The following is a 12767-nucleotide window of genomic DNA, read 5'->3' on the forward strand; positions in this document are numbered from 1 at the left end:
GTATGAGCGACACATCCACCCTGTATCTCTCGCCCCCGGTCGACGGTGAGCTCGTCCGGCCCGGCGACGACTCCTACGACGCGTACCGCAACGCCTACCAGCGGCACGGTCACCCGGCCCTGATCGTGCGGGCCGGCAGCACCGACGACGTCCGCCGGGCCGTCATCGCGGCCCGGGAGCACGACCTCGTCCTCTCGGTGCGCAGCGGCGGCCACGGCGGTCCCGGCTTCGCCACCAACGACGGCGGCATCGTGCTCGACCTCGGCCCGCTGGACGACGTCGAGGTCCTCGACGCCGGCCGCCGCCTGGTCCGCATCGGCGCTGGCGCACGGTGGGCCGGTGTCACGCAGGCGCTGGCCCCGCACGGCTGGTCCATCTCCTCCGGCGACACCACCGAGGTCGGCGTCGGCGGGCTGATCCTCGGCGGCGGCATGGGCTGGCTGGTGCGCCAGGTCGGCCTCACCATCGACGCCTTGGTCGCGGCCGAGGTCGTCACCGCCGACGGCCGCGTGCTGCGGGCCAGCGCCGCCGAGCACCCGGACCTGTTCTGGGCCCTGCGCGGCGGTGGCGGCAACTTCGGCGTCGTCACCCGCTTCGAGGTGGTCGCCCAGCCGGTGCCCGAGGTGTACTCCGGGACGATCGCCTACCCGCGCTCCGACGCGGCCGCCGTCCTCAGGGGCTGGCGCGACGTCATGCGGGCGGCGCCGGACGAGCTCACCTCGATGCTGGTGCTGCTGCCGGAGGGCATGGCGCCGCAGGCGCTGATGATCGGCGTCTGCGTCGCGCACGGCGACGCCGCCGCGGCCGAGAAGGTGGTCGAGCCGCTGCTCCGGCTCGGCGCGGCGACCCCGCTGGACCTCAAGGTGCGGCCGTACGGCGACGTCCTCGCCCCGCCGCCCCCGGCGCCGCCGGCCGGCGTGCCGGTGCTGGCCAAGAACCGTCTGACCAGCGTGCTCAGCGACGAGCTGATCGACCTCTACCTGGCCGGCCTCGCCGGCGGCCCGCCGGTGGTCGGGCAGGTGCGCGCCCTGGGCGGCGCCGTCGCCCGGGTGCCCGGCACCGCGACCGCGTTCGCCTACCGCGACAGCGAGGCGATGCTGTCGGCCGTGTCGCTGTCGCCCGCACCGGAGGCGCGCGCGGCGTTCGACGCGTACTGGGCCACGCTCGCCCCGCACACCCGCGGCGCCTACGGGAACCTGATGAGCTCGCTCGACCCCGAGGACGTGGCCGAGCTCTACCCGCCCGAGACGCGCCGGCGGCTGGTCGAGGCCAAGCGGACCTATGACCCGGAGAACCTGTTCCGCCAGAACTTCAACATCCCACCCGAGGCGACGCCATGACCGACGCGCACCCGCGGCGCTGGCTGATCCTGGCGGTCATCTGCGTCGCCCAGCTCATGGTGGTCCTCGACGCCACCGTGATGAACCTCGCGCTGCCGCCGGCCCAGGAGGACCTCGGCTTCTCCGACGCCGACCGGCAATGGGTCCTCACCTCCTACCTGCTGGCGTTCGGGAGCCTGCTGCTGTTCTGCGGCCGGCTGGCCGACCTGATCGGGCGCCGAGTGACGTTCCTGGTCGGGCTCGGCGGCTTCGCTGCCGCCTCGGCCGTCGGTGGCGCCGCGAACAGCTTCGAGCTGCTGGTCGCGGCGCGCACCGGCCAGGGCGTGTTCGCCGCGCTGCTGGCGCCGGCCGCGCTCTCCCTGCTGGCCACGACGTTCACCGACCCGGCGGAGAAGGGCAAGGCGTTCGGCGCCTTCGGCGCGGTCGCCGCCAGCGGCTCGGGCCTCGGCCTGCTCATCGGCGGCGCGCTGACCTCCGGCCTGTCCTGGCGCTGGTGCATGTACATCAACGTCGTCTTCGCCGCGGTCGCGATCGTCGGCGGCCTGCTGTACCTGGACCGGCCGGCCCGGACGTCCGGCGCCCGGCTGGACGTCCCGGGCGTGCTGTCGGTGTCGGGCGGGATGTTCTTCCTGGTCTACGGCTTCTCCAATGCGGCGACGGACGGCTGGGGGACGCCGGGGACGTGGGGCTTCCTCGCCGCCGGTGGCGTGCTGCTGGCCGTCTTCGTGCTCTGGCAGACGCGGGCGGCCCAGCCGCTGCTGCCGCCGCGGATCCTGCTGGACCGCACCCGCGCGGGCGCGAACGTCAGCCTGCTGGTCGTGGGCGCGGGCATCTTCGGCCTGTTCCTGTTCCTCGTCTACTACCTGCAGACGACGCTCGGGTACTCGGCGATCAGGTCGGGGCTCGCGCTGCTGCCGATGGTGGCGGTCACCGCCGTGGCGGCGAACTGGGGCAACGTCGCGCTGATGCCGCGGTTCGGCCCGCGCGTGCCGGCCGTCGCCGGGCTGCTGCTCAGCGGGGCCGGGTCGGCCTGGCTGACCGGCATCGGCGCCGAGTCGAACTACGTCGCCGAACTGCTCGGCCCGCTCGCGGTCGTCGGCGCCGGCATGGGCCTCATCTACGCCGCGGCGCTGCAGAGCGGCACCTTCGGCGTCGCGCCTCAGGACGCCGGGGTCGCGTCGGCGACCCTGCAGATCGGGCAGCAGCTCGGCGGCGCCGTCGGCACGGCGTTGTTCAACACGCTCGCGGCCAACGCCACCGCCGACTACCTGGCCGCCCACGCGGACGGGCCGCCGGCGCCGGAGCTTCTGCACCTCGCCGCGATCGACGGCTACACCAGGGTGTTCTGGTGGTGCGCCAGCCTGTTCGCCGCCGGCGCGGTCGCCTGCGGACTGCTGCTGCGACGGGGTCCGCTGCCGGCCGCCGCGGAGAGCGTCCCCGCGGCGCCGCCCGCCCAGGCTGAGCCGGCGCCGTCCTGACCCGGTGTTCGTCCTGCCGCTACGGCGTGGCGGCGTCCTCCGCGGGCGCCGTCGCGTCGTCGTCGGCGGGTGGCGTCGCGTCGTCGCCGGAGCCGCCGGCCTCGACCGCGTCGACCTGCTCCTGGGTGTAGCCGCAGTAGTTGACCGCCTCGCGCTGCCAGTAGCTGACCAGCCGGGACTTGCCTGCCGCGTGGGCGTCGGCGACGGTGCCTTCGTAGATGCGGCCGTCCTGCGACTCGCGGTTGACGTCGGGGACCTCTTCGCACACGTGGAAGACCGAGCCGGACCGGGTCCAATAGACGAGGTTCTCGCCGGTCAGCTGCTCGACGATGTTCGTCTCCTCGGAGTACTGCTCGACCGACGGCGAGTCGAAGTCGATGCCGAAGAACACCGCGACCGCGGCGACGGCGACCGCGATGCCGCCGGCGATGCCCTTCTGCCGGCCGTCCATGTCCTTGTTGGTGAAGATCAGGACGATCAGCGGCAGGAACGCGATGACGGTGATGATCGCGCCGAGCTGGTTCTGGATGAAGAACCGCGTCGGCTCGCTCTTGCGCGCCGGGTCCAGCCGGTTGGCCCGCTTCCACAGCAGCGACCCGCCGATGGCGAGCGCGCCGATGACGACGATCATCGCGATCAGCAGGACCATGTTGACGGGGTCCTGCCGGAGCACCCAGAAGATGGCGAACGCCTCGCCGGCGATGGCCAGCAGCCACAGCCCGCCGGCGATCAACCGGAACTTCGTGGCCTGCTGCTTCGCCTCGGGCGTCGGCGTCCAGGTCGGCTCGTCGGCAGTGCGCTCGGTCGTGGCTTCCGGGGCGGACTCGACCCGGACGACCTCCTTCTTCTTCCTGCTGCGTCCAGCCACGATGATCCTCCCGCGTGAGATGGCGGGGATGAGCATAGGGCCAAGGCGCGAGGTACGCCTGTCGTAGCGGGAAGTTCGTGCTCGCCGGGGGTTTTGCGGTGGAGATTGCCGAGTTGGCCGTCCCCCTGCTGCCCATTTTCTTAGCCTCGATCCGTGGAAGGGCTATCGGGTGATCTTCGCTCCTGACTGTTGATCTTGATCGGGGTCGTGGGCAGGGCTGGTCGGCTGGTCTGCCCAGCTCTTCCACGTGTCGGTGTCCGGTCGGGGCCCGGTGCGGGCGGTGGTCGACGGTCAGGCCGCCGCGGCGGGTGGCCCGGTGGCGAGCACGTGGTTCCAGAGGCGGGTCCACTGCTGGGCCCAGGGCCAGTGCGTGGGCAGGTGCAACACGCGGCGGCGTTGCGGGCGGGCCAGCCGGGCGGGCACGGTGACGATCTGTCGGCGCAGTGTCGCGCCGCGCGCGACGGCATGCCGCGGACTGGTCAGGGTGCCGGCGGCGCGGAGCAGGTTGTGGGTCATCGCGGCGCAGGTCGCCCAGGCGGCGTTCGCGGCGAACCGGCCAGACGGCAGGTGGGCCAGCGGCCCGTCGATGAGGTCGGCGAACACGGTCTCGATGATCGCGTGCGCGCGGTGGGTGATGTCCGCGTCGGCGGTCGGTTCGGTGTTGTCGGTGAAGAACGGGTGGTGCCGCCAGACCGGGAACAGTTCATCGGTCTTGGCGCGGTCGCGGACCCGGCGCACGATCAGCCGGGCGGTGACCTGGTGCTTCTTGGCCTTGGAGCCGAACGCGGTGAACGGTACTTCGGCGACGTGGGCGTCGGAGATCAACTGCCCGGTGTCCGGGTCGACGACCGCGCCGGGGTAGTGCACCGGTGTCCACGCGTCGGGGCCTGTCAAGTTGAGTGCTTTCTTCCATCCATGGGTTCCGGTGCCTGATGCTCCTCCTCGTTTCCGGCTGATGTTACGGATCCCGAGAAAGAGCAGCTTCATGGCGGCGTCATCGTCGGGGAAGTGGCCGCGAGTCTTGGTGATCTTCCGCAGCTGGTAGTTGATTGATTCGATCAGGTTCGTCGTGTAGACGATTCGGCGTAGCTCGGCCGGGTAATCCAGGAACGGGATGAACTCGTTCCACGCATTCTTCCACACCTCGATCGCGCCGGGATACTGCTGCCCGAAATTCTGCTCGAATTCTTTCAACGCGATCTCGGCCGCCGCGACGCCGGGAGCGGTGTAGATGTGACGCATCGCCGTGGCGACCTTTTTCCGGTCGCCGTAGGAGATGAATCGCATCGTGTTGCGGATGACGTGCACGACACAGGTTTGCACGGTGACCTTGTCGAACACGCTGCGCGCGGCGTCAGGCAGCCCGGTGAGCCCGTCGCAGCACAGGATGAGGACGTCGCGCAGGCCCCGGTTGCGCAGCTGCGTGAGCACGTGCGCCCAGAACTTCGCGCCCTCCTCCGCGGCGATCCAGATCCCCAGCACGTCCTTCAACCCGTCGACGTCGACGCCCACGACCAGGTGTGCGGACTTCAGCGTGACCGAGCCGCGGTCGCGGACCCGGATCCGGATGGCGTCGACGTAGACGATCGGGTAGACCTCGTCGACCGGCCGGTTCTGCCACAGTGTGATCTCGTCCACGACCACGTCGGTGATCTTGGAGATCAGCGCCGGCGACGTGTTGATGTCGTAGATCTCCTTCAGGTGCGCCTCGATCTCCCGGGTCGATAGCCCGCGCGCATACAACGACAGAATGATGTCCTCGATCGCGCCGACACGCCGGGAGTGTTTCGGCACGATCTGCGGGGCGAATGTCGAATTCCGGTCTCGTGGCACGGTCACGTTCACCGGGCCGGCCGTCGTCGCGACCGTTTTGGCCGAACGCCCATTCCGGGAGTTCCCCGATCCGCGCCCAGCCGGATCACCGGGCTCATAACCGAGATGATCGGTCATCTCGGTCTCCAACGCCCGCTCCAGAACTCTCGACGTCAACCGATTCAACAACCCATGAACACCATCAACCGGTGTCCCGGACGACTCGGCATCCGCCAACAGATTATCAATCGCCTCATCCGGCAACACCGCCGCCAACCGACGAGCTGCCTCATCCGAGGAATCGACAACCTTCTCCTGCTCCGACACAAAGAATCCTCTCGCGGCCACGACGCAAACACGCCCGGACCAATCCTGGCCCACCCGGCCTTACACGAAAGATTCAACACGCCCCACGCTGGGCGACGCTGGCGCGGTAGCCGCGGTCCACCCAAGCCTTGGACACGCCCGCGTGGCGATCGGCGAGGCGATCAACCAGGTCACGCCCACCTGCGGTGTCGTGCACGCTGGCCGCGGTGATCAACACCACCAGCAGCAGCCCCAGCGTGTCGGTGGCGATATGCCGCTTGCGTCCCTTGATCTTCTTGCCCGCATCGATGCCCTGATCGGACTCGGCCACATTCGACGACGTCTTCACCGACTGCGCGTCCAGGATCGCCGCGCTGGGCTCACTGGCCCGCCCGGCCGCTGCGCGCGCCGTGCCGCGCAGCAGGTCATGGATCTTCTCCGTCGTCCCGTCCTTCTCCCACTTGGCGTAGTAGTCATAGACGGTCTTGAACGGCGGGAAATCGTGCGGCAAGTACTCCCAGGCGATGCCGGTCCGGTTCACGTACAAGATCGCGTTGACGATCTCTCGCAGGTCATGGACGGGCTCACTGATCCCCAGCCCGCGCCGGGCCGCACGCCACCCGGACATGACCGGCTCGATCAGCGCCCACCGGGCATCGGACAGATCGCTACGGTACGGCGCCCTGGACATCACAACGACGAGCCCTACCACACCACCCGCCCAAGAACGAGGACCCGAACACCAGCCAACCTCACAACCAGAACATCAACGGATCAGACGCCCTCTTAGGCCGCGTGCTTGCGGGTCAAGCGGTCATCGTCGGCGCGAAGCGCCCATCAGTCCGCTTGAGGCGCGGGTGCGCGGCTAAGAAAATGGGCAGCAGGGGGATGCCCAACTAGCCATTCTCACCGAGTGATGCGCATGCGCACGAGGTCGGTGCGCTGCAGGGACACGCCGTGGGCGACCGGCTCGCCGCGGCGGGCGAACGTGGTCTGCGTGGCCCGCAGCACCGGGGCGCCGTCGTCGAGGTCGAGAGCGCGGGCGTCGTCGCCGTTCACGCAGACCGCCTCGAGCTCGGTTGACGCGTGCATGGCGGCGCCGGCGGCGTGCCGGTTGAGCAGCTGGTACAGCGACGTCTCGATGTGCAGCATCGGGCTGGGGTCGAGCGGCCGCCCGTACAGGCGGGCCGGGACGATCTCGCGCATCAGCGCCGACGGCGCGCCGTCGACGGCGAACAGGCGGCGCACGTGCCAGGCCTTGGCGCCGGCCTCCAGCTGCAGCGCCGCGGCCGCAGCGGCCGGCGGCGGCACCAGCTCACAGGCCGCGTCGAGCATGGTGACGCCGCGGCCGCCGGACCCGACGCGGTCGCGGTACGACTCGATCGTGGACATGTTCAGCGACGCCACCTTGGACGGCTCGCTGACGAACGTGCCGGCGCCCCACTGGCGGGTGACGATGTCCTCGGCGGCCAGGACCACCAGCGCCTCGCGGACGGTCGTCCGCGACACCTCCAGCGTCTCGGCCAGCTCCTTCTCCGGCGGCAGCCGGTCACCCGGGACGAACTCGGTCGCGATGAGGTGACGCAACCGCAACAGGGCGCTCTGCGCCGCCGAGTCCCGCCTCATGCTCGGTTACCGTCCTTGCGCGACGTCATCGGTGTCATCGGTGGACCGCCACACCGTCTCCAGCACCCGCATGGTGTTGCCCCCGAGCACCTTCGCGATGTCTGCATCAGCGTAGCCGTGCCGCACCAGCCAGCCGGTGATGTGATGGAAGCTCTCGCCCGGGTTCTCCACCCCCGCGACGTAGTCGACCCGCGGGTGCTCGAGGCGGCCCTCGTCCTTGTGCGCGTAGTTGCCCGCGTAGGTCCGGTGCACCGCCACATGATCGCCGAACATGGTGTCCGGGCCGAACGTCACGTGGTCGATGCCGACCAGGTCGACGCAGTACTGGAAGTGGTCCATGAACGACTCCAGCGAGTGCTCCGGGTGCGCCTCGGAGAGCGTGGTGTGCGGCGCCGCCTCGATGCCGATGACGCCGCCGCGCTCCGCGCACGCGCGGATGACGTCGTCGGGCTTGAGCCGGGCGATCGGCCAGACGGCGCGTGCGCCGGCGTGCGTGATCATCACCGGCACCGACGACGTCTCGATGACGTCGAGGCTGGTGCGGTCGCCGCAGTGCGAGATGTCGATGGCCATGCCGAGCTTGTTCATCCGTTCGACGGCGCGCCGGCCGAAGTGCGTCAGGCCGGCGTCGGAGCGTTCGGACAGCCCGGAGCCCAGCAGGTTGGCCTGCGAGTAGGCGATGCCGAGCTGGCGCACGCCGAACCCGTAGAGCATGTCGATGCGGTCCAGCTCGTTCTCGATCATCGTGGCGCACTCGAGCCCGGCGATGAGCGCGACCCGGCCGGCCGCCTTGGCGTCGCGGATGTCCCGCACCGTCGTGGCGTGGACGACGAAGTCCTGCTTGGCGAGGTCGGCCAGCCGGAAGCCGAGCGCGTAGATCAGGTCGTCCCACTTCCAGCCGTGCTGGCTGGTGACGCAGGACGCGCCGGCCATGAAGTTGTCGACCACCGCGGTCAGGCCCGAGTGCGCCAGTCCCTCGTAGGCGGTGCGCTGCCGGCCGGTGCGGTTGTAGCGGCGGATCTCGTCCGGGTCCTCCGGCAGGACGACGGCGTGCTCGTGCAGCGAGATCACGACGTTCTCGGCCAGCAGCCGGGCCACCCGGGCCCGCTCGTCGTCGGTCAGCCCGCCGTCGTAGGCGGGGACGCGGCCGAGCTCGGCGGCCAGCCGGAAGTCCTGGTAGTCGACGCCGGCCTTGAGGTACGAGTAGGCGCGGTAGCCGTCGTACGCGGGGGCGGGGGACGTGGTCACTGTGCTCCTCGGGGTCATGCGGTCGCGGGATCGGCTTGGACGGGCATGGGGTGGTGGCAGGCGAACGCCTGGCGGTGCCGGTCGTCGCCGGCGAGCAGCGGCTCGACCGTCGCGCACTCGTCGGTCGCCTTCCAGCAGCGGGTGCGGAACCGGCAGCCGGACGGCGGGTCCATCGGGCTCGGGGGGTCGCCCTCGAGCAACCGGCGGGTGCGCCGTCCGCGCAGCTGCGGGTCCGCCATCGGCACCGCGGACAGCAGCGCCGACGTGTAGGGGTGCCGGGGGTGGTCGTAGACGTCGCGGCGCGCGCCCAGCTCGGCCAGCTTGCCGAGGTACATCACGCCGACCCGGTCGGAGATGTGCCTGACGACGGACAGGTCGTGCGCGATGAACACGTAGGCCAGACCCAGCTCGCGCTGCAGGCGCTGGAACAGGTTCACGACCTGCGCCTGGATCGACACGTCGAGCGCGGAGACCGGCTCGTCGCAGACGATGACGTCGGGCGAGAGCGCGAGCGCGCGGGCGATGCCGATGCGCTGGCGCTGGCCGCCCGAGAACTGGAACGGATACCGGTCGAGGTGGTCCGGGTCGAGGCCCACCAGCTCGACCAGCTCGGCGATGCGGGCCGCCTGCTGCCCGCGCGGCAGCAGCTCGCGGTGGATCTCGAACGGCTGGCGCAGCAGCTCGCGGACGGTGCGGCGCGGGTTGAGCGACGTGTACGGGTCCTGCAGCACGATCTGCACGCGACGGCGCAGCTCACGGGCCTGGCGGCCGCGGACGGCGTGCACGTCGGTGCCGCGGAACCGGACGACGCCGGACGTCGGCGTCTCCAGCCCGACGATCATCCGGGCCAGCGTGGTCTTGCCGCAGCCGGATTCGCCGACGATGCCGAGCGTCTCGCCGGCGTGCAGCTCGAAGCTGACGCCGTCGACGGCGCGGACGGCGGGCGCCGGGCGTCCGGGCAGGACCGCGCGGCGCGCGGCGAAGTGCCGGGTCAGGTTCTCGACCGAGAGCACCGGCTCAGACGCGGCCATGGAGCACCTCCTCGTGACGGTGGCAGGCGCTGGCCCGGCCGGCCGGGCGCAGCTCCGTCAGGTCCGGACGCGACGTCGTGCACAGGTCGATCGCGACGTCGCAGCGGCCGGCGAACGCGCACCCGGCCACCCGGTTGAGCACGGTCGGCGGCGAGCCTGGGATCGCCCACAGCGACTCCTCCTCGCGGTCCAGCCGCGGGATCGAGTGCAGCAGGCCGCGTGTGTACGGGTGCCCGGGCCGGGCGAACACGTCGTCGACCCGCCCGCGCTCCACGATCCGCCCGGCGTACATGACCGCCAGCGTGTCGGCGGCCTCGGCCACGACGCCGAGGTCGTGGGTGATGAGCATCATCCCCATGCCGGTCTCGTCCTGCAGGTCCAGCAGCAGGTCCATGATCTGCGCCTGGACGGTGACGTCGAGCGCCGTCGTCGGCTCGTCGGCGATGAGAACGGTGGGGTCGAGGGCCAGTGCCATCGCGATCATCGCGCGCTGCCGCATGCCGCCGGAGAACTGGTGCGGGTACTCCTTCGCCCGCTGCCGCGCCGCCGGGATGCGTACCCGCGCCATCAGCTCGACGGCGCCGGCGGCGGCCGCGCGCCGGTTCAGGCCGCGCCGGGTGCGCAGCAGCTCGGCGATCTGCTCGCCGACGGAGAACACCGGGTTGAGCGCGGAGAGCGCGTCCTGGAAGACGATCGCGATGCGCTCGCCGCTGATCAGCCGCCGCTCCTCGGCGGAGGCCCGGACGAGGTCCTTGCCCTCGAACAGCACCTGACCGCCGGTGATGCGCCCGGGCGAGTCGATCAGCCCCATGATCGACCGGGCCGTGACGGACTTGCCCGAGCCCGACTCGCCGAGCACGGCCAGCGTCCGCCCGGCGTACACGTCGAGGCTGACGTCCTGCACGACCGGCCGCACGCCGTCGCGGGTGTCGAACTCCACGCACAGGTCGCGCACGCTGAGCACCGGCGCGCCCGTGGCGGGCGGCCGTGGCGCGGCGACCAGCGTCTCAGCCATGAGGCCTCCCAAAAGGAGTGGCCTGGACGTCGCGCAGGAACTCCCGCACCGTCGCCTGGAACAGCTCCGGCTCCTCCAGCTGCGGCGAGTGGCCGGAGTGCTCGAACACGACCAGCCGGCCGTCGACGACGCGCTCGGCGATCAGCTCCGACGCCGGCACCGGCGTGCGCCAGTCGTGCCGTCCGACGGTGACGAGCACCGGGCAGGCGATCTCCGCCAGCCGGCCGGTGAGGTCGTAGGCCGGCATGTTCACGCCGAACGCCGCGTTGTGCGTCGCGTAGTGGTATTGCGTGCTCGCGGCCTTCCGCTCGACCGCCGCGGGGTCGTAGTGGTGGTCGTAGAGCGGGAGGATGGCCCGCCAGTACCGCTCGAACTCGGTGTTGTCGGCGAACCCGCCGGTGCCGATGCGCTCGATCGCCCACGGATCGATCGGGACGACGTCGAAGTCGCTGGCCCGCTCGACGGCGAGGTGGTCGTGCGAGGTGTCGGCCGCGGTGTCGCGCAGCACCAGCGCACGGACGCGGTCCGGGTGCGCCAGCGTGTACTCCATCGCGAGGAAGCCGCCGTAGGACCCGCCGGCCATGACGATGTCGCCGAGGCCGAACCGGCGGCGGATCTCCTCGATGTCGGCGACCCACTGCTCGTGGCTGAACGGGCCGTCGTCGGAGGAGGCGCCGGAGCCGCGCGCGTCGAACGTCACGATCCGGTAGGCGTCGGCGAACGGGCCGAACGAGCGCAGCGGCTCCGCCCGCGACCCCAGGCCCGGCGCGCCGTGGTGGACGACGATCGCGGGGGCGTCCTGCGGCCCGAGCTCCTCGATGACGAGGCGCGCGCCGTTGATCGTCTCGGTGTACGTACGGGAGGTCGTCATGCCGCGATCACGTTCTCCTCGAGGCTGCGCGGGTAGGTGGTCAGCCGCTCGGGCCCTTCGGCGGTGACCAGCACGGTGTCGGAGATGCGGTAGCCGCCGTGCCCCGGGACGTAGACGCCCGGCTCGCTGGACAGCACCATGCCGGCGGCCAGCGGCGTGGGGTCGCCGTCCTCGACCCACGGCGCCTCGTGGTTCTGCACGCCGATGCCGTGGCCCTGACGGTGCCGCAGGTACTCGCCGAAGCCGGCGTCGCGGATGACGTCGAGGCACTCGGCGTTGACGTCGGCGCAGGTCCGGCCGACTCGCATCGCCTCGGTGCCGATGTGCTGCGCGGTGCGGGCGGTCTCGAAGTAGCGGCGCTGCTCCGCGCTCGGCTCGCCGATGACGAACGTCCGCTCGCTCTCCACGAACCGGCTCAGCACGGCCGCGCCGAGCGACAGGATCAGCGTGTCGCCGCGCTGGACCCGGCGGCTGCTGGGCAGGCCGTGCGGGTTGGCCGCGTTCGGCCCGGCGTAGACCAGGCCGCCGGCCAGCTTCGTCGTGAACACCACACGGTCGTAGCGCTGGTACACCAGGTCAGTGCCGTGGCCGATGACGTGACGGGCGATCTCGCCCTCGCGCGGCAGCTCCCCGGCCGCGGCGATGGCGTCCTCGATGTACGTGCGGCCGGCCGCCAGCATCGAGTCGCAGATGTCCGCGGCCTGCCGGTGCAGCTCGATCTCCTCCGGCGCCTTGGTCAGCCGCAGCCCCGCGACGACGTCCGACGTCGCCCAGGTGGCCTCCGGCAGCACCGCGCGCAGCCGGTCGAACGTCCCCACCGAGACCGACGACGTGTACGCGATGCGGCCGGCGCCGAGGCCGCGACGGCGCAGCAGCCCGGCCAGGTGCTCCTCGGGGCTGGTGACGCCCGGGTACTCGAAGTAGGTCTGGACCGGCGCGTGGATGCGCTGCTGCTCGGCGTACTCGCGGTCCAGTTCGGGGACGAGCACGAACCGGTCGTGGTCGGCGCCGATCCACAGGTACACCGGGTGCTCGGTGACCGCGTAGCAGAACCCCACGAGGTAGGCGACGTCGGCGGGATGGGTGACCAGGAGGCCGTCGTCGCCGTCGGCGCCGAGCCGCTCGACCACACGGTCGAGCGCGCCGAGGTAGAAGGAGTCGGGCAGCTGCAC

At 71.3% G+C, this 12767-nt stretch carries 9 protein-coding genes and 2 pseudogenes; 2 read left to right on the forward strand and 9 right to left on the reverse strand.

What is annotated here, in order from left to right:
- Positions 1 to 2 precede the first annotated feature (2 nt).
- Both BLV05_RS11580 and BLV05_RS11585 read left to right on the forward strand, forming a co-directional pair.
- Positions 3 to 1340 (forward strand): FAD-binding oxidoreductase, encoded by a 1338-nt coding sequence (locus BLV05_RS11580; protein WP_046770917.1) that lies wholly within the window; start codon positions 3 to 5, stop codon positions 1338 to 1340.
- Positions 1337 to 2818 (forward strand): MFS transporter, encoded by a 1482-nt coding sequence (locus tag BLV05_RS11585; protein WP_197683616.1) that lies wholly within the window; start codon positions 1337 to 1339, stop codon positions 2816 to 2818. The genes BLV05_RS11580 and BLV05_RS11585 overlap by 4 nt, the downstream gene beginning before the upstream one ends.
- Before the next feature lie 19 nt (positions 2819 to 2837).
- Here the strand turns inward: BLV05_RS11585 and BLV05_RS11590 are convergent, their stop codons facing one another.
- The 9 genes and pseudogenes from BLV05_RS11590 to BLV05_RS11635 all read right to left on the reverse strand — a co-directional run bounded on the left by BLV05_RS11590 (position 2838) and on the right by BLV05_RS11635 (position 12767).
- Entirely contained in the window at positions 2838 to 3686 is an 849-nt protein-coding gene (locus BLV05_RS11590) for a hypothetical protein (RefSeq protein WP_046770918.1), read from the reverse strand.
- A gap of 894 nt (positions 3687 to 4580) precedes the next feature.
- Positions 4581 to 5774, reverse strand: a pseudogene (locus BLV05_RS36965) (IS256 family transposase); the annotation flags it as partial.
- Between the two features lie 130 nt (positions 5775 to 5904).
- Positions 5905 to 6495, reverse strand: a pseudogene (locus tag BLV05_RS11605) (IS5 family transposase); the annotation flags it as partial.
- Positions 6496 to 6710: 215 nt separating this feature from the next.
- Complete coding sequence (locus tag BLV05_RS11610; protein ID WP_052763239.1) at positions 6711 to 7430, reverse strand: GntR family transcriptional regulator; 720 nt, start codon at positions 7428 to 7430, stop codon at positions 6711 to 6713.
- A 6-nt stretch (positions 7431 to 7436) separates the two neighbouring features.
- A complete protein-coding gene (locus tag BLV05_RS11615; RefSeq protein WP_046773110.1) occupies positions 7437 to 8696 on the reverse strand; it encodes a dipeptidase in 1260 nt (419 codons plus the stop codon).
- Positions 8693 to 9709: an ABC transporter ATP-binding protein gene (locus BLV05_RS11620; protein WP_046773111.1), complete on the reverse strand. Its 1017-nt coding sequence runs from the start codon at positions 9707 to 9709 to the stop codon at positions 8693 to 8695. Before BLV05_RS11620 ends, BLV05_RS11615 begins: the two co-directional genes overlap by 4 nt.
- On the reverse strand, positions 9696 to 10724 hold the full coding sequence (locus tag BLV05_RS11625; RefSeq protein WP_046773112.1) for an ABC transporter ATP-binding protein: 1029 nt from the start codon (positions 10722 to 10724) through the stop codon (positions 9696 to 9698). Before BLV05_RS11625 ends, BLV05_RS11620 begins: the two co-directional genes overlap by 14 nt.
- The gene (locus tag BLV05_RS11630) at positions 10717 to 11595 is read right to left on the reverse strand and encodes an alpha/beta fold hydrolase (RefSeq protein ID WP_046773113.1); all 879 of its coding nucleotides are present in this window, start codon (positions 11593 to 11595) and stop codon (positions 10717 to 10719) included. The genes BLV05_RS11625 and BLV05_RS11630 overlap by 8 nt, the downstream gene beginning before the upstream one ends.
- The gene (locus tag BLV05_RS11635; protein ID WP_082155883.1) at positions 11592 to 12767 is read right to left on the reverse strand and encodes a M24 family metallopeptidase; all 1176 of its coding nucleotides are present in this window, start codon (positions 12765 to 12767) and stop codon (positions 11592 to 11594) included. Before BLV05_RS11635 ends, BLV05_RS11630 begins: the two co-directional genes overlap by 4 nt.

It is taken from the genome of Jiangella alkaliphila (assembly GCF_900105925.1).
Lineage (GTDB): Bacteria > Actinomycetota > Actinomycetes > Jiangellales > Jiangellaceae > Jiangella > Jiangella alkaliphila.